Origin of the sequence: Micropruina glycogenica, from assembly GCF_900289045.1 — a bacterium.
Taxonomy (GTDB): Bacteria; Actinomycetota; Actinomycetes; order Propionibacteriales; family Propionibacteriaceae; genus Micropruina; species Micropruina glycogenica.
In genome coordinates, this window is the sequence record NZ_LT985188.1 from 3,505,598 (window position 1) to 3,521,199 (window position 15,602).

The 15,602-nt window shown below is 70.2% G+C and carries 17 protein-coding genes; 9 read left to right on the forward strand and 8 right to left on the reverse strand.

What is annotated here, in order from left to right:
* Positions 1–210: 210 nt before the first annotated feature.
* On the reverse strand, positions 211–1,131 hold the full coding sequence (locus MPLG2_RS16500; RefSeq protein WP_158681291.1) for a hypothetical protein: 921 nt from the start codon (positions 1,129–1,131) through the stop codon (positions 211–213).
* Between the two features lie 112 nt (positions 1,132–1,243).
* Between MPLG2_RS16500 and MPLG2_RS16505 the strand changes: the two genes are divergently transcribed.
* On the forward strand, positions 1,244–2,443 hold the full coding sequence (locus MPLG2_RS16505; protein ID WP_105187092.1) for an NAD(P)-dependent oxidoreductase: 1,200 nt from the start codon (positions 1,244–1,246) through the stop codon (positions 2,441–2,443).
* 83 nt (positions 2,444–2,526) lie between these two features.
* The gene (locus MPLG2_RS16510) at positions 2,527–2,709 is read left to right on the forward strand and encodes a hypothetical protein (protein ID WP_105187093.1); all 183 of its coding nucleotides are present in this window, start codon (positions 2,527–2,529) and stop codon (positions 2,707–2,709) included.
* Between the two features lie 100 nt (positions 2,710–2,809).
* Here MPLG2_RS16510 and MPLG2_RS16515 read toward each other — a convergent pair whose 3' ends face one another.
* A complete protein-coding gene (locus tag MPLG2_RS16515; RefSeq protein WP_105187728.1) occupies positions 2,810–3,571 on the reverse strand; it encodes an alpha/beta hydrolase in 762 nt (253 codons plus the stop codon).
* Between the two features lie 98 nt (positions 3,572–3,669).
* Between MPLG2_RS16515 and MPLG2_RS16520 the strand changes: the two genes are divergently transcribed.
* Together MPLG2_RS16520 and MPLG2_RS16525 are read left to right on the forward strand one after the other, a co-directional pair.
* Positions 3,670–4,356, forward strand: a complete 687-nt coding sequence (locus MPLG2_RS16520; RefSeq protein WP_105187094.1) for a response regulator transcription factor — start codon at positions 3,670–3,672, stop codon at positions 4,354–4,356.
* Positions 4,356–5,708, forward strand: coding sequence for a sensor histidine kinase (locus MPLG2_RS16525; RefSeq protein WP_105187095.1), 1,353 nt, complete (start codon positions 4,356–4,358; stop codon positions 5,706–5,708). Before MPLG2_RS16520 ends, MPLG2_RS16525 begins: the two co-directional genes overlap by 1 nt.
* A 73-nt stretch (positions 5,709–5,781) precedes the next feature.
* On the opposite strand, the gene MPLG2_RS16530 is transcribed toward MPLG2_RS16525, so the two are convergent.
* From MPLG2_RS16530 to MPLG2_RS16540, 3 genes are read right to left on the reverse strand one after another with little or no spacing between them, the layout of a single operon-like run.
* Entirely contained in the window at positions 5,782–6,210 is a 429-nt protein-coding gene (locus tag MPLG2_RS16530; protein ID WP_105187096.1) for an OsmC family peroxiredoxin, read from the reverse strand.
* 51 nt (positions 6,211–6,261) lie between these two features.
* On the reverse strand, positions 6,262–6,747 hold the full coding sequence (locus MPLG2_RS16535; protein WP_105187729.1) for an SRPBCC family protein: 486 nt from the start codon (positions 6,745–6,747) through the stop codon (positions 6,262–6,264).
* 5 nt (positions 6,748–6,752) lie between these two features.
* Positions 6,753–7,085, reverse strand: coding sequence for an ArsR/SmtB family transcription factor (locus tag MPLG2_RS16540; RefSeq protein WP_105187097.1), 333 nt, complete (start codon positions 7,083–7,085; stop codon positions 6,753–6,755).
* A 130-nt stretch (positions 7,086–7,215) separates the two neighbouring features.
* On the opposite strand from MPLG2_RS16540, the gene MPLG2_RS16545 reads away from it, so the two are divergent.
* A complete protein-coding gene (locus tag MPLG2_RS16545; RefSeq protein WP_105187098.1) occupies positions 7,216–8,481 on the forward strand; it encodes a prolyl oligopeptidase family serine peptidase in 1,266 nt (421 codons plus the stop codon).
* Between the two features lie 3 nt (positions 8,482–8,484).
* Entirely contained in the window at positions 8,485–8,622 is a 138-nt protein-coding gene (locus tag MPLG2_RS18680) for a hypothetical protein (protein ID WP_158681292.1), read from the forward strand.
* 202 nt (positions 8,623–8,824) lie between these two features.
* On the opposite strand, the gene MPLG2_RS16550 is transcribed toward MPLG2_RS18680, so the two are convergent.
* The gene (locus MPLG2_RS16550; protein WP_158681293.1) at positions 8,825–10,333 is read right to left on the reverse strand and encodes a carboxylesterase/lipase family protein; all 1,509 of its coding nucleotides are present in this window, start codon (positions 10,331–10,333) and stop codon (positions 8,825–8,827) included.
* Positions 10,334–10,418: 85 nt separating this feature from the next.
* Here MPLG2_RS16550 and MPLG2_RS16555 point away from each other — a divergent pair, with 85 nt between their 5' ends.
* The 3 genes from MPLG2_RS16555 (at position 10,419) to MPLG2_RS16565 (ending at position 14,358) form a co-directional block, all read left to right on the forward strand.
* A complete protein-coding gene (locus MPLG2_RS16555; protein ID WP_105187100.1) occupies positions 10,419–11,678 on the forward strand; it encodes an MFS transporter in 1,260 nt (419 codons plus the stop codon).
* A 158-nt stretch (positions 11,679–11,836) separates the two neighbouring features.
* On the forward strand, positions 11,837–13,960 hold the full coding sequence (locus MPLG2_RS16560) for a BTAD domain-containing putative transcriptional regulator (protein WP_105187101.1): 2,124 nt from the start codon (positions 11,837–11,839) through the stop codon (positions 13,958–13,960).
* 2 nt (positions 13,961–13,962) lie between these two features.
* Complete coding sequence (locus MPLG2_RS16565; RefSeq protein WP_105187102.1) at positions 13,963–14,358, forward strand: hypothetical protein; 396 nt, start codon at positions 13,963–13,965, stop codon at positions 14,356–14,358.
* Positions 14,359–14,373: 15 nt separating this feature from the next.
* On the opposite strand, the gene MPLG2_RS18685 is transcribed toward MPLG2_RS16565, so the two are convergent.
* Positions 14,374–14,580, reverse strand: coding sequence for a DUF5302 domain-containing protein (locus tag MPLG2_RS18685; protein ID WP_197710003.1), 207 nt, complete (start codon positions 14,578–14,580; stop codon positions 14,374–14,376).
* A gap of 65 nt (positions 14,581–14,645) precedes the next feature.
* Positions 14,646–15,515 carry a MerR family transcriptional regulator gene (locus tag MPLG2_RS18690; protein ID WP_158681294.1) on the reverse strand — a complete coding sequence of 290 codons (870 nt, stop codon included), beginning with the start codon at positions 15,513–15,515 and terminating at the stop codon, positions 14,646–14,648.
* Between the last annotated feature and the right edge of the window lie 87 nt (positions 15,516–15,602).

Consider the following 15,602-nt stretch of genomic DNA (forward strand, 5'->3'; position numbering starts at 1 on the left):
ATCGACTCACAACCGCGTGCCCGAACTCGTTCGACATTTCTCGCCCCTGGTTGCAACGTTTTGGGCGGCTGCTGCGTTTATAGGGTCATGAGCGTTCTGCCCACCCCCGGTCAGACCCTGCTGCGCATCGTCACCCTGGCGGTCGCCACCATGGTGGCGGCCGGTCTGTTGCTGGCGGGGCTGCTGTCGGGCTGAGCTTCGCGTCACCCGTCAGCGACGGCGCTGCAGTATGTGCCAGCGAAAGCCCACCACCGTGCTCTCGATGGCTTCGAGGTAGCGGTGCACGCTCTTGTCGACCCCCAGCGCGACCGGCTCCGACACCGTTGGCGGCCGGTCGAGCGCCGGCCATTCGCTCCACCACACCTGCACGGGCAGACGCAGGTGATGAAACTGCACCCGCAGGTCGAGGTTGTCGACCCGTCCGCGGCTGGCCCGGCGAAACTCCTGCGCGGGCGGCGTGCGGTACCAGAAGGTCGTTTCGTACTCCATCGACGCGGTTTCGCCCGGCTCGAGCGGCGTGGTCAGCATGATGTCCACGGCGTACAGCCCGTTGTCGAGGGCGTACGGACGGCCCGCACGCCCGCCCTGAACCACGCGCACGGTGGCGGCGTCGGTGTCGAAGATGTAGGGGTACCTGTCGAGCCGTTCGTTGGCCCGAATGACGTGCACCGTGCGGTGCGACTCGGGTAGGCCGTCGGGGCCGACCCGGTGCCACTCGTGCAGCGACACCGTCTGATGAAATCGTGGCGGCAGCACACCCGGGGCCACCACCGACCCGCCGACCACCGTGTCGCCGGGGGCCCGCGAGCCGGCCAGGCGCAGCAGGGCGGCGGTGTCGTCGGGGCTCATCTCGAACGCCTCGATGAACCAGCGCAGGGTGCCGAGGCTCAGCGACTGGCCGCCCAGGGCGCGGTAGACACGGTCTTTCAGCTTGCGTGGCAATGCCTCATCAGCGGTGGGCTGCAGGCCATTGCGCCACAGATATTCGGCGATCACCTGGCAGATGCCACTTTGATGTAAAGCATGGCTCTGCCGACGGCCGATGTTCGCCTGCCAGCGTTCGGCGTACGGCGCTTCCAGCAGCAACTCACGCAGCTTTCGCGACGTGTCGTCGATTGACTTCCTGTCCAACGGGGCCTTCTTGGGGGGTGTCTTTTTAAGCATGCTAATCAACCAGCCCGCAACCACCAACACTGATCACTTTCGGGCGCGTCCACCCGGTGCCACGAGTAGCCTGACAGCCATGCGCGTGCTCGTTGCCGACAGTTTCGACTCGTCCGGTCTGGACGCCCTGGCGAAGGCCGGCTGCACCGTCACCTACCGCCCCCAGGCCAAAGACCAGGCCCTGGTCAACGAGGTGGCAGCAGCGGCGCCCGACGTGCTGATCGTGCGCAGCACCAAGGTGCCCGAGGCGGTGCTCGCCGCCGGTCCGCTGAAGTTGGTGGTGCGCGCCGGCGCCGGCTACAACACCATCGATGTGGCGGCGGCATCGAGGCTGGGCATCTACGTGTCGAACTGCCCGGGCAAGAACTCGATCGCCGTGGCCGAGTTGGCCTTCGCCCTGATCGCCGCCCTGGACCGCCGCATCGCCGACAATGTGGCCGACCTGCGCGCCGGGGTGTGGAACAAAGGCGAGTACGGCAAGGCGCGTGGCCTGTTCGGCCGCACCCTCGGCCTGATCGGGCTGGGCGGCATCGGCTCGGCCATGGTGCCGCGGGCGCAGGCCTTCGGCATGCCGGTGGTGGCGTGGAGTCGCAGCCTGACCGACGAGCGCGCCGCCGCGTTGGGTATCACCCGGCTCGGGTCACCGACCGAGGTGGCCGAGCAGGCGGACGTGGTGAGCGTGCACCTGGCGCTGAACGGTGAAACCCGCGGCCTGCTGGGCGCCGACTTCTTCGCGGCGATGCGCGACGGTGCCTTCTTCGTCAACACCTCACGAGGTGAGGTGATCGACCAGCCCGCACTCGCCGCTGCGGTGCGCGACAAGGGCCTTCGCGCCGGCCTGGACGTGTTCGCCGACGAGCCGTCGGGCGGTCAGGCTGAGTTTCACCCGGCCATCGTCGACCTGCCCGGGGTGTACGGCACGCACCACATCGGGGCGTCCACCGATCAGGCGCAGCAGGCGATCGCCGACGAGGCGGTGCGTATCGTCCGGGTCTTCGCCGAAACCGGAACCGTGCCCAACGTGGTGAACCTGGCCCGGCACACGCCGGCCACCTGCACCGTGGTGATCAGGCACCTCGACCGGCCCGGTGTGCTCGCCGCAACCCTGGACGCGATCAGCCTGGCCGGGCTGAACGTGCAAGAGATGGAGAACGTGGTCTTCGAGGGCGGCGAGGCGGCGGTCGCGCGCATCAACGTCGAAGGCTCGCCGCAGGCCGCGGTGGTCGAGGCGATCAGGGTGCACGACAACGTCCTGGACGTGCAGGTCATCGGGTTGTAGGGGCGGCCGACATTTCACCCGCAGGGAGATGGGCAGCACGGCCCGCTGCCGTCACACTGGGTGAACCGCCAAAGGAGGCAACCATGACCAGTCAGCCCACCGTGCCCGGTTACACCCCGCGCGACGACGAAGATCTCGATCCGGCCCCCGACGCCGCCGCGCCGCAAGAGGGCATGGAGGTTCAAGGCACCCCGGTGATCGATGCCACCAAGGTGGATGCCGACCAGATCGACGCCGACCCCGACAACGCGGCCAGCGAGCAGTAGCCGCCGCCGCAGCGTGCGGTGCGAACGTAACTGCCTTTCTGACACGTGACTGCCTGCACGCGGGCAGCGACGTGTCACAAAGGCAGCTACGTCGTCGGCTTCAGGTCGGGGAGCCGTCCGAAGGGGTCAGCCGGCGAAAGAAGTCGAGCGACTCGGCGAAGATCAACTCGGCGTCGTTGTCGAGCGTGGCCACGTGGTAGCTGTCTTGCAGCACGATGTGGGTGACCTCGGCCGACCCGACGCGGTCGAGAAACGTGCGCCACGACAGCGCCGGCACCACGTGGTCGACCGCTGAGGTGAGCAGCAGCACCGGCAACCGAAGCTGTGGCAGGTCTTCGACCACGATGCGCCACAGCTTGGTCTGGCTGTACATGGCCTGCAGTGGGTTGCGGTCGTAGGCCAGTTCGGTCACGCCCGACTTCTTGATGTCGCCGGCGATGCCGCCCAGCGACGGCACCACGTGCCGCAACATCGGCAGCACCAACAGAGCCGGGCTGTTGTGCTTGAAGATCGGGTTCACCAGTACCAGGCCGGCCAAGGACGGCCTCTCTTGCGCCAGCTTGGTCGCCAGCAGCCCGCCCATCGACAACCCGGCCGCGAACACGGTGCTGCAGCGCGCAGCCAACTCGTCGTGGGCGCGTTCCAGTTCGCCGTACCAGTCGTGCCAGGTGGTGGCGTTGAGGTCTTTCCAGTGGGTGCCCATGCCGGGCAGCAGCGGCACCCGAACCGTGTAACCGGCCGCGCCCAGGTGTTCGGCCCAGCCGCGCATCGATTGCGGGGTGCTGGGGTAGCCGTGGCACAGCACGACGCCGACGTCACCGCCGTCGATGCTGATCGGTTCGGCGCCTGACATGATCGTCATGCCGCCCATCATGGCAGGGCGCCGCGATCAGTGGTGGGTTCAGCAAATCTGCAGGTTGTCTCAAGGTTCGCGGCAGCGGGCTGTGCGACGCTAGCGGCATGGCAGCCCCCGCGACCGTGCTGGTGGTCGACGACGAGGAGAACATCAACTACCTGGTCGCATCGGCGCTGCAGTTGGCCGGACTGCGCACCCTGCGGGCGGCCACCGGCGCGGCCGCTCTCGACCTGGCGCTCGGTGAAAGCCCGGACGCCATCGTGCTCGACGTGATGCTGCCCGATCTCGACGGCTTCGAGGTGCTGCGCCGGCTGCGCGAGGCGGGCTGCCGGGCGCCGGTGCTGTTTCTCACCGCCCGAACGGCCACCGCCGACCGCGTGCGGGGTCTGACCGCCGGCGGCGACGACTACATCGTCAAGCCGTTCGCGTTGGAAGAACTGGTGGCGCGGGTGCAACTGGCCCTGCGCCGGGTCGGTGGCGCGCCCACCCAGGCCGGGCGGCTGCAGGTGCACGACCTGGTGCTCGACACCGAGGCGCACCGGGTGTGGCGTGGGGACGTGGAGGCCAATCTGACCGCCACCGAGTTCAGCCTGCTGCGGCTGCTGCTGGTCAACGCCGGACGCGTGGTCACCCGCGCCCAGATTCTCGACCACGTGTGGCAGTACGACTTCTCGGGCGAGTCGGCGATCATCGAGTCGTTCGTCTCGACCCTTCGCCGCAAGGTCGACGCAGTCGAACCCAAGCTGATTCACACCGTGCGGGGCGTCGGCTACTCGGTGCGAGAACCCTGATGACCCTGCGGCGGCGGTTGTTGTTCGCCCTGTTCTCGCTGGCGCTCACCTTCGGCGTGTTCGGCGCCGGGGTGGTCGCTGTGCAGCGGCACTATCTGATCGGCCAGGTGGACGCCCAGCTGGCCGGCTACGCGTCGTCCCCACGGCTGGTGATCGGGCTGTCGGGTACCGACCGGGCCCAGGTGGCCTTGTCTGAGGTCTACGTCGGACGGCTGTTCGCCGACGGTCGGCTGGTCACGGTGTTCTCGCCCACCGACGACCCCGACCTGCTGCCCGCGGTGGGCAAGGGCGATGTGCTCAGCCAACCGGAGGGCCGCGGCACGACCGCCGGCCAGGCCCGGGGCGTCCGGGTGGTGACGGCGCCGCTGCGCACCGACGTGCAGGCCGTGTTCGCCATACCGACCACGCAGGTCGACCAGGCGATCGCCCAGCTCGCGGCCACCCTCACTGCCGGTGGGTTCGCGGTGCTGGGCGTGGTGGGGCTGGTGATCTGGTGGACCTACCGGCTGGGGCTCAAGCCCTTCGCCGACCTCACCGACGCCGCCCGGGCGATCACCCGGGGCGAGCGGCGGCGCCGGGTCACGCCGGGGCCGTCGGGCACCGAGGCCAACGAGCTGGCCAGGGCGTTCAACACGATGCTCGACGCCAACCAGGCGTCCGAAGAGCGCATGCGCCGGTTCGTCGCGGACGCCTCGCACGAGTTGCGCACGCCGCTGACCACGCTGACCGGCTACTCGTCGCTGTACACCCGGCCGGCCACGGCCGCGGGTGCGTACGGGCTGGTCGACGCCCAAGGCATCGGCGACGCCATGCGGCGCATCAACGCCGAGGCGACCCGCATGACCCGCATCGTGAACGACCTGTTTCTACTCAACGAGTTGGACGCGGGGGCGGCCGGCGCGGGCGCCGAGGTCGATCTGGGGGCCGTACTGCGCGACGTTGCCGCCGACATCAAGGTGATTCAGCCCGAGCGTCCGGTGCAGGTCGAGGCCGGCGACGGGCTGATCGTGACGGGCGACCAGGATCGGTTGGTGCAGGCGGTCACGGCGTTCACGTCCAACGCGTTGCGCTACACGCCGGTCACCGCGGCCCTGACCATCAGGGGGTTCAAGGTGGGCAAGCAACGGGTGCGGGTCGAGGTGTCTGACGGCGGCCCGGGCATTGCCGCGGGGGAGTTGCCGCACCTGTACGACCGGTTCTACCGCGCCGACCCGGGCCGGGGCCGCGGCAGTGGCGGCAGCGGCCTCGGGCTGGCCATCGTGGCCGCCATCGTGGGCGCCCACCGGGGGCAGTACGGGGTGTCGTCGGTGCCCGGCCAGGGCAGCGTGTTCTGGTTCGAGCTACCCACCTGAGCGCCGTTGGTTGAGAGTGGCGGGGGTTGGGGACGGTTCTCCAGCGGTTGGAGAACCGTCCCCCTGAATCGGATCAGGCGACGAACTCGGTGGTCAGCGTGATCGGAATCGCGGCCAGGGCGGCCGACACCGGGCAGCCGGCCTTGGCCCCCTCGGCGAAGGTCTTGAACTCGTCTTCGGTGAGCCCCGGCACCTTGGCCTTGACCGTCAGGTCGCTGCCGGTGATGCCGACGCCGGGCTGAAAGCCCACCACGGCGACGGTGTCGATCGAGGTGGCGGGGGTGCCGTTGCCGGCCAGGGCGTGCGACAGCGCCATCGAGTAGCAGGACGCGTGCGCCGCGGCGATCAGCTCCTCAGGGTTGGTGCCACCCGCGGACGCCTCGGCCCGCTTGGCCCACGTCAACGGAAACTGACCGACCTCAGAGGTGACCAGTTCGACGTTGCCGGCGCCGTCCATCAGGGTGCCTTCCCAGTGCGCGTGCGCCTTGCTGTGCGTTGCCATCCGGCTGCTCCTTCGGTTCGTGGGGGACGGAGTGTCCGCCCGCAACGAACCCTACCGGGCCAGAAATTCGTCGATCTGGTTGATCGCCGAGCGGGAGCCCTCTTCCATGCCCATGTCGAGCACCTGCTGCAGCGCCTCGGCCGAGTCGTAGCCGCTCACGTAGGTGGCCCGGGTGCCGCCGTCGCGTTCGACGAAGGCATAAGTGCAATGCGACGCGGGCAGCGAGGTGTCGGGCTCGAAATCGGCGTTGGCGAAGAAGTCGTCGAAGGCGAATCGGTCGGGAGCGGCCACCTCGCCCACCACCCAGCAGCCGTGGTAGCGATCGCCCTCGGGACTGGTCATGTAGTAAGTCACCCGGCCGCCGGGGGCCAGGTCGTGGTCGACGAAGGTGGCCGGGTATTCGGGCGGCCCCCAGACCTGTTCGAGCTGGCGGGGGTCGGCGTACAGCTGCCACACCCGCTCGACGGGGGCGGCGAAGTCGGCGACGATCGTCAGGGTCAGGGCGTCGAGGTCTTTGGTGATGTCGACAACGGGCATTTCGGTCACTCCTTGAGTTGGTCGAGCAGGGCGTCGATGCGGTCGATGCGGCCGCGCCACGCGTGCTCGAGTTCGGTCAGCAGTGCGGCGGTCGACCGCACCACCTGCAGATCACCCCTGGCCAGCGCCTCGCGGCCCTGTCGACGCTTGGTCAACAGGCCCGCGCGCTCGAGTACCGCGACGTGCTTCTGCACGGCGGCGAAGCTCATGTTGTAGTGCGACGCCAGGGCGCTGATCGAGTGCTCGCCGCCCAGTACTCGGCGCAGAATGTCGCGCCTGGTGCGGTCGGCGAGGGCGTGGAAGAGCGCGTCCGCCCGATCCTCGTCGTTCTCGATCACGATTCAAAACGTACAACCAAATGATTGTAGATTGCAAGAGGGCGTTGGGAGTTGACTTCGAGCATTCGACACCCCGTCGGCAATGAGGCCGGCCGGTGAACCCCCAAGGTCGAATGAAGGAGTTTCGTCGATGTCCACCCCTGTTCGCCGCCGCACGCTGCTCGTGGGCGGTGCCGCCACCGCGGCGCTCACCCTGCCGACCGTCACCGCCCAGGCCGGTGACCGAGGCAGCGGCGGCCGCACCACGTTCACCCTCAACGCAGAGACCCTGGACGGCGGTGAGCAGGTCGTCGCGCTCACCCTGAACACCGCGGGGCTCGGCCCGATCGATCCCCGCAGCCTGACCGCGGCAACCTTCAGCGTGCACGTCAAGGCGACCAGCCCCATCGACGTGCCCGCCACCGACATCTACAGCGTGTACGACCTCGACCGAACGGTCACCGCAGCACGCCTGGACCGGCGCGGCAACATCGTGCTCGACCTCGAATACGCCGAGGGCGTGGTCGGCGGCGGCACCCTGGGGTACATCGTCAGCCTGGCCCGCAACGTGCGCCTCGATCTGGCCTACACCGTCACCCAGAACGCACCTCTGAAGCTTCGCAACGGCCGCAGCCTCACCCTGAGCCGGCTCGTGCAGGGCAAGCTGTCGAACCCCGAGGTGGACGCCTTCGGCTACGCCGCCACCGATGACCTGAAGTACCGTCTGTACGCGCCCCGCGACGGCCGGCGCGGCGACCGCCGTCCGTTGATCGTGTGGCTGCACGGCGGCGGCGAGGGCGGTGCGCTGGCCCAGGGCTACTACGACAACGAGACCACTTTGCGCGCCAACCGCGGCGCACTCGGCTTCGCCACTCCCGAGGCACAGCGCATCTTCGGCGGCGCCTACGTGGTGGCGCCGCAGTCCACCTCGTACTGGCTCGAGGACGGCGACGCGTTCGCCCCGATGATCGCCGACGTGATCGCCGAGGTCGCCCGCCGGCACCCGATCGATCGCGACCGCATCCACGTGGTCGGCTGCAGCAACGGCGGCTACATGACCATGAAGATGACGGTCGAGTACCCGCGGGCGTTCGCCGCCGCCGTGCCGATCTGCGGGGTGGTGGCACCCTTCCGCACCACCGAGCCGATGATCACCGACGCCGAACTCAAGTCGATTCGCACCCCGACGTGGCTCGTCGCCTCTGCCGACGACACCACCGTCGACCCGGTGACCAACAGCGTGCACGCCCATGACCTGATCGCCCGCTCGTACCTCAGCCTGTACGACCACGTGATTTGGAACGGCCACCAGTTCGCCGGCCACTGGTCGTGGATCTACGTGGCACGCAACGATCCGAGCCGGCGCGGTCAGCACATCTGGCAGTGGATGGCGCAGCAGTCCACCCGCAGGCACTGACTGGTGGTGGACGTGCTGCCCAACCCCGACGACTCGGGCAAAGACCTGGGCGTGTTCGCCATCGCCGACGCACTGCCGCAGACCTTTGACCCGGCCGGCAACATCACCCGATCAAGAAGGTGCGCCAACCGCACCCCCTGACGGTGGTGGCGCGACGTTTACGAATGCGTTTACAGGCCGTTTACAACGCGGGCGCAGACTTCTAGCAATCCCAGTTGTGGAGCCGGTGGTAGCCAGGGGGAAGGCCATCGACGGGGGCCGGAGCGCCGCGCAGGGGTTATGACCGGCGGTCAGGAGAGGACTGGGGGGTTCCTCTCCTTACCGCCGGATTGACGTCTGCGAATCACTGATCGCCGGTGAGTTCGACCTCGAACCCATACGCCGACTCGTCGAACGCCGGCTCGTCGCCATAGACCCGAGCCGCGCCGATCGGCGCCTCGGCCACCGCCGGCCACCCCACGGTGCCGTCGGTGATGAACCGCACCCAGTCGGCGTGCATGCGGTCGGCCAACTGCTGCGGCGGCTCGGCGCCGAGCACCCGCTCGACTCCCGGGGCGTCGAGCACGTCCCAACTGAACGGCAGGTCGTAGCAGTGGCTCGACGTGCCGTCGACCGCGGAGTGGTGGGCGAAGTCGTACAGCCAGGTGCGCTGACCCGCCCCCCGGCGCGACCGTTCGGCCCCCACATGCACCGCCGGTGCTCGAAACATCTGCGCCACCGCGAGCTGGCTGGCCGCGTACGCGGGGCCCAACCGGTCGACCTCAAGCCGGTAGCGCGCCACGGCCGCCTCGGTGCAACCGGCTGCGCTCGCGGCGGCCACGATCTCGCGCACCGACGCCGCCCCGGGAATGGGAAATGCGAACTCGTTGCGGGTGGCGCCCAGCAGCAGCGGCACCTCGGCGCCCGCTCCGGCGCGGATCGCCTCGACCGGAGCCAGCACGATCTCGTCGTCGACCACCGGCGCGAAGGCCAGCGGCAGCGAGCCGGCCGGCGTGCGGCGTGCCGCCGCGATGAGCTCGGTGGGCGGGCTGGCCATACCCGGAACGTCCGGCACCTGGTTGAACTCGGTCTGCCGGTCGAGGATCTGATCCTCGGTGAGCGACCGCCAGCCCGACAGGTCGGGCGAGACGCCGATGGCGGCGGCGAAGCGACGCCCGGTCCGCTCGGCACCAGCGGCCGACAGCGCGCCGGCGGCACCTGACTGAGAAATGGCGCCCCGGAACAGGCCAGCAGCGCGCGGCGAGGTCAGCAGCGCCAGCACACTGCCGCCGCCCGCCGACTGGCCGGCGATCGTCACGCGAGCCGGATCGCCGCCGAAGCCGCGAATGTTGTCGCGCACCCACTCGAGCGCGGCGATCTGGTCGAGCAGGCCGCGGTTCAGCGGAGCGCCGTCGATCCACCCGAAGCCGTCGAAACCGAGCCGGTACGACAGCACCACGGTGACCACGCCGTCGCGCGCGAAGCTGCGTCCGTCGTACCAGGGGCTGGCGGGCGACCCGGCGAAGTAGCCGCCGCCGTGCACCCACACCAGCACCGGCTGCAGGGCGTCACGGTCGCCGGGGGCCGGCGTGAACACGTTCACGTTGAGCGTGTCGTCGCCGGCGTTGGACGGCTCGGGAATCGTGGTCACGTCACCGAACGGACGCCGCTGGGGCGTCGGCCCCGACGCGTCGCAGGCGCGCACCCCGTGCCACGGCACCGGTGGTTGCGGCGCCAGAAAGCGGCGCTCACCGGTGGGGGGTGCCGCGAACGGCACCCCGAGATAGGCGGCCGAATCGGGTCGTTGCACGCCCGAGACCGTGCCGGCACTGGTCGAAATGGTCGGCGCGACTCGGTTCGACTGCCCGCTCATGGCACCGACTGTAGCGAGGCGAACAGATGATTTCGTCACCGAACGACTATTCGACTTAGGATGGTACGGATGACCACGGGCCGACATGAGTGAAACAGACAGCGAAGCTGCCGCACTCGCGCCCGTGCACACGTTCGCCTCGCTGGCCGTGCGCAACTACCGGCTGCTGTTTCTGGGGTCACTCACCTCGAACGTGGGCACCTGGATGGCCCGTGTGGCGCAGGACTGGCTGGTGCTCACCCAGCTCACCGACAACTCCGCCACCGCCCTGGGCTACGTGACCGCACTGCAGTTCGCGCCCGGGGTGTTGATCTCGCCCATCGCCGGCGCCGTGGCCGACCGGTTCGGCAAGCGCAGCATCATGATGGTCACCCAGGCCGGCACCGGTCTGGTGTTCGCCGCCCTGACCGCCCTGGTGGCCACCGGCACGGTGCAACTGTGGCACGTCTACCTCAGCGCCGTGCTGGCCGGCGTCCTGTGGGGCTTCGACGCCCCGGCCCGGCAGGCCTTCGTGAGCGAAGTGGTGCCCGACCACCTGCTCAGTAATGCGGTGGGCCTGAACAGCGCGTCGTTCAACGGGGCCCGGCTGCTGGGCCCCGCCATCGCCGGCCTGATGATCGCCTGGGTGGGCATCTGGCCGGTGTTCGCGGTGAACACGTTGAGCTTCGTGGCCGTGCTGGCGGGCCTGGTGTCGATGAACCCCGGCGACCTGCACCCGGCCCCCGTGCGGCGTGGCCGCGGAGCCATTCGCGAGGGTCTGGCCTACGTGCGCGACCGCCCCGACCTGCAGTTGATCCTGTTCTGCATCTTCATGCTGGGCACGTTCGGGCTGAACTTTCAGATCACCAACGCGCTGATGGCCACGCAGGTGTTCGGGGTGGGGCCAGAGGGCTACGGCCTGCTCGGCTCGGTGATGGCGGCCGGCACCCTGGCCGCGGCCCTGCTGGCGGCCCGGCGCCGCCGCCCCCGCCTGCGCCTGCTGGTTGGTTCGCTGGCCGGGTTCGCGGTGATCACCACCCTGCTGGCCCTGGCGCCCACCTACTGGGTGTACGCCGCGCTGCTGGTGCCGGTGGGATTGTCGTCGCTGACGGTGATGACTGCTGCCAACACCACGGTGCAACTGACCACCGAGCCGGCCATGCGCGGCCGGGTGATGAGCCTGTACATGGCCATCTTCACCGGCGGCACGCCGCTGGGTGCGCCGCTGATCGGCTGGGTCGGCGACGCCTGGGGCCCGCGGTGGACGCTGCTCGTGGGCGCGATCGCCACCGGCCTGGCCGCCCTGCTGGCCGCCGGTTATGTGTGGAACCGCATGGGTCGCCCTCGTCGGTTGAGAGGGTTGTAGTCCCGACGTCGTTTATCGCACGTTTACGCCGTGTGGAGAGGCTGGTCTGCGTGAACCAGGCCAGGGGCGGCGCGTGTCACTGAACACCGAGAACTCTCCCGCGCGGCGCGCGGGTTGGTTAGGGTGCCCAGTAACCCCCTGCCGCCCTCGGAGGTTCGATGCCAGCGGTCGATTTTCGCGTTCTCGGCCGTGTTGGCGTGACCGTGGACGGCGAGCCGCGCCGGCTGCGTCCGATGGAGACCACTGTGTTGGCCGTGCTGTTGGCCGACGCGAACCGCGTTGTCAGCCTCGATTCACTGCTCGATCGGGTGTGGCGCGGTGAACCGCCCCGCACCGCCAGCACCGCCATTCGGGTGCACGTCGACCGGTTGCGCTCGGCGCTCGGGACGGGGCAGTCGGCACGGCTCGCCACCGCGGGCGGCGGCTACCGGCTGCAGGTCGCGCCGAACGAACTGGACGCGTCACGCTTCGAAGCCGCCCTGGGTCGCGGCCGCGAGATCGACCGGCGTGACCCGCCGGCGGGAGCCGCCGCGTTGCGCGATGGGCTGCTCGAGTGGCGCGGGGTGCCCTTCGAGGGCATCGAAGGCATCGAGCCGATCACGATGATGCGCAGCTACCTCGAGCGCCGCCGAGCCGAACTGCTCACCGAGCTGGCCGAACTCGAACTGGCCGCCGGCAATCACTCCGGTGCGGTCGCCGACCTGCGCCGGTGGACCATGGAGTTTCCCGAGTCCGAGGCGTTGGCCTCGAGCCTGGTGATCGCGCTGTACCGCAGCGGCGACCCGATCGGTGCGCTCGATGAGTGCCGGTCGTTCATCACCCGGTTCGCCGATGAGTACGGCCTGGACGCAAGTCGCGCCTTCCGCCGGCTCGAAACGGACGTGTTGAACCAGAATCCGGTGCTCGACGCCCCGCTGCCGCTGGCCAGCCCGGCAGCCCTCGCGCAATCGGCCCGTGACGGCGCCGACCAGGCTGCCCGGCTCGTCGCCGACGGTGACCTGCTCACCGGAGCCGAGGGGTATGCCCGGGCGGTCGAACTGGCGCGTCGCGCCGAGCTGCCTCCGTCGAGTTGGCTGCCCTGGGAGTTGGAGGCGGTGAACGCGCTCAGCCTGGGCGGCCGTATCGAACAGGCCATGGAGCGGGCGGGCGAGGTCGCGGTGGCGGCCCGCCGGGCCGGCGAGCCCGTGCTGTTCGCGCAGGCGGCGTTGGCGGTGGCCAGCCCCTGGGTGCCGCTGGGCGCCGACGCCCGCCGCGCCCAGTTGCTGATCGGCGAGGCGCTGGACTGGTTGCCGCTCGAGCACGGCGCGTGGCGCGTCCGGCTCATCGAGGGCTACCTGCGTGCCGGCAAGGCCGGCGACCTCAGCATGCTGGCGCGGCTCGGCGACGTCGAACCCGAACTGCGCCGGCAGGCCTCGGCCGCCGACCCGGCCGTGGCGCTGGACGCCCTGCGGGCCCTGCACTCGCTCACCTGGCCCGGCGGGCAGTCGCCGCGGAGGCGGCTCGAACTGGCCCAAGAGATCGCGCTCAAGGCCGCCCGGGTCGACAGTGCCGAGGCCGAACTCGACGCCCTGCGGTTGATCGTGGCGGGCCACATCGAGCTGGCCGACCGGTTGGCGGCGGCGGCCTCGGCGGCCGACTACGCGCGGCGCGCCGAGAGCGCCGGCTCGGGGTTGCACCAGTGGTTCGCCGCCCGCTGGCTCGAACTGCTGGCCACCCTGGGCGGGCAGTCGTCGCTGGCGGCGCGGCACGCCGGGCGGGCGGCGGCCCTGGCCGACGGGGTGGACGCCGAGACGGTGCTGGTGGCCGATCACGAACGCATGCTCAGCGACGCGCTGCGCGACGGCGCCTTGGTCGAACTGGCCGGCGACATGGCCGCGCTCGACGACGACATGACCGCCGTCGACCCGCTGTACCAGATCGCCGGCGCGGCGATCGGGGCCGCGGCCGGCGTGCCGGTGCCCCACGACCAGCTGGCGCAACTGTGGCAGAGCGTGCGGGGCACGTTTCGGGCCGGCGCGGGGGCGGCCCTGCTGGTGGCGGCGTGCGGCGATCACGCGCCCGCTCAACCGCTGGCCGGCGAACTGGCCGATCAGTTGGCCGTGCTGAGCGGCTGCTGGCTGCCGGTCGGCGGATCGGCCGGAGTGGGGCCGGCCGACGCCCACCTGGCCCGGCTGCTCGCCCTGCAGGGCGACGCCGAGGCGAGCGCGCGGCACCGCGACCTGGCCACGTCGCTCGCGCACAGGTTTGCACCCGCCTGGGTGCGCTTCACACAGAAGGAGTGACCATGCCCAAAAGTGGCATCGAAGACATCAACGTCGTCGACACGGCCCGGTTCGTGCAGTGGTGGAACGACTGGTCGACCGCGGGCGACCGGCAGCAGCTCTACGCCGCGGCCTGGAAGGTGAACCACCGCAGCGCGCTCGAGTTCGTGCGCGCACTGGCGCAGGCGCGCACGCCGAAGGTTGCGGTGCCCGAGCACATCGCGGCGTACCTCACCAAGCACGACGACTTCTCGCCCACGTTCTTCAAGGCGTTCAAGAAGGTCAGGCGAAACAACTGGCGGCTCGGCGTGGTGGTCGATCAGACCGACCTGAGCTATCCGCCCGCGGTGACAGTGGCCGAGAACAAGCGGGCCGAGATCGTGATGCTGTACGTGGTGGGCGACAACAGCATCGACTGATCGCGACCCGGTCGGTCAGCCGCCCGACTTGCGGCGGAACTGGCGCTTGCCGCCCTGGGCGTGAGTGTTCTTGGCGCTGCCGCGGTCGGCGTCGGTGTGATCGGCGCCCGACTGCTGGGCCTGCTTCTTGCGCTCCAGGGCCGCGGCGAAGGCGGCCTTGGTGTCGGCGTTCGGATCGCTGGCGTCCGGCATGGTGACCTCCTGGGCTGACGTGAGGCTCAACTCTAGTGTGTCGCCTCGCTCGCGAAGCGCCAGCGGCCGTCGTCGGCCTGGGTTCGGGGTCGTGGTCAGGCTAGGCGACCAGCGGTTCGCGCCCCGAGGTCGTGCCGCAGCGTCTCGGCGGCTGCGCTCACCGAATGCCCCAGCGGACGTGCCAGGTCGGCCACCGCGTCCTGGCTGCCGCCGCCGGCCAGCAGCAACGGCGCGTCGGCACCGCCGAGGTCGTGCAGGGCCAGCAGGCAGCGCCGTGCGCCGGCCACGTCGTCGGCCGTGGGCACGGCGATCACCACCGCAGCCGGCGGATGCTCCTCGACCGCGCCCACCCAGGCGTCCTCGGGCAGGTCGGCGCCCAGGTAGGCCACGCCGAGTCCGGCCATGCGAGCCAGCACGTTGAACGCGGCGAGACCCACCTCGTGATGGCTGCCGCTCGGCAGGCCGGTGAGCACCAACGGGCCGGTGGGAACCGGGGCCGACTCGAACGCCACGTGCAACTGGCGCAGCACGGCGGCGGCGACGGCGTGCTCCTGCCACACCGTGACTCTGCCGCAGCTCCAGGCCAGACCCAGTTCGTGCAGCATCGGCATCAGCCACTGCTCGATCACCACCGGCAGCGGGGCCGCCTGAAACCGGGCGGCCAGCACCGCCTCGCGCCGGCCGGGCGCCAGCCCTGCGGCCACCGCCTCGACGAACTCGGTCGGGGACGGCAGCGACGAGACGTCGGCCGAATCGTGCAGGGCCATCGCGGCCGCGTTGCGGGGCGTCCAACCGGCCTTGACCAGCCGGTCCATCAGTCGCACCCGCGACAGGGCGGCGTCGTCGTAGAGCCGGTAGCCGCCGGGTGAGCGATGCGGGGCGGGCAGTGGGTAGCGCCGCTCCCAGGCGCGTAGGGTCGCCGAGGGAACCCCCGTCAGCTCTGCCGCCTGCTTGATCGTGTACACCTGGGCCTCCGCCGCCGCTCTGCGGAATGGTATCGACCCGCTAACCTTAGACAAAGCTTCGACATGGCGACAGACTGATGGCCATTC

Coding starts and splice junctions, on each gene's coding strand:
- MPLG2_RS16520 (WP_105187094.1), top strand. CDS start 3,670: ATGGCAGCCCCCGCGACCGTGCTGGTGGTCGACGACGAGGAGAACATC.
- MPLG2_RS16505 (WP_105187092.1), top strand. CDS start 1,244: ATGCGCGTGCTCGTTGCCGACAGTTTCGACTCGTCCGGTCTGGACGCC.
- MPLG2_RS16560 (WP_105187101.1), top strand. CDS start 11,837: ATGCCAGCGGTCGATTTTCGCGTTCTCGGCCGTGTTGGCGTGACCGTG.
- MPLG2_RS16565 (WP_105187102.1), top strand. CDS start 13,963: ATGCCCAAAAGTGGCATCGAAGACATCAACGTCGTCGACACGGCCCGG.
- MPLG2_RS16535 (WP_105187729.1), bottom strand. CDS start 6,747: ATGCCCGTTGTCGACATCACCAAAGACCTCGACGCCCTGACCCTGACG.
- MPLG2_RS16525 (WP_105187095.1), top strand. CDS start 4,356: ATGACCCTGCGGCGGCGGTTGTTGTTCGCCCTGTTCTCGCTGGCGCTC.
- MPLG2_RS16545 (WP_105187098.1), top strand. CDS start 7,216: ATGTCCACCCCTGTTCGCCGCCGCACGCTGCTCGTGGGCGGTGCCGCC.
- MPLG2_RS16515 (WP_105187728.1), bottom strand. CDS start 3,571: ATGACGATCATGTCAGGCGCCGAACCGATCAGCATCGACGGCGGTGAC.
- MPLG2_RS16510 (WP_105187093.1), top strand. CDS start 2,527: ATGACCAGTCAGCCCACCGTGCCCGGTTACACCCCGCGCGACGACGAA.
- MPLG2_RS16530 (WP_105187096.1), bottom strand. CDS start 6,210: ATGGCAACGCACAGCAAGGCGCACGCGCACTGGGAAGGCACCCTGATG.
- MPLG2_RS16555 (WP_105187100.1), top strand. CDS start 10,419: ATGAGTGAAACAGACAGCGAAGCTGCCGCACTCGCGCCCGTGCACACG.
- MPLG2_RS16550 (WP_158681293.1), bottom strand. CDS start 10,333: ATGAGCGGGCAGTCGAACCGAGTCGCGCCGACCATTTCGACCAGTGCC.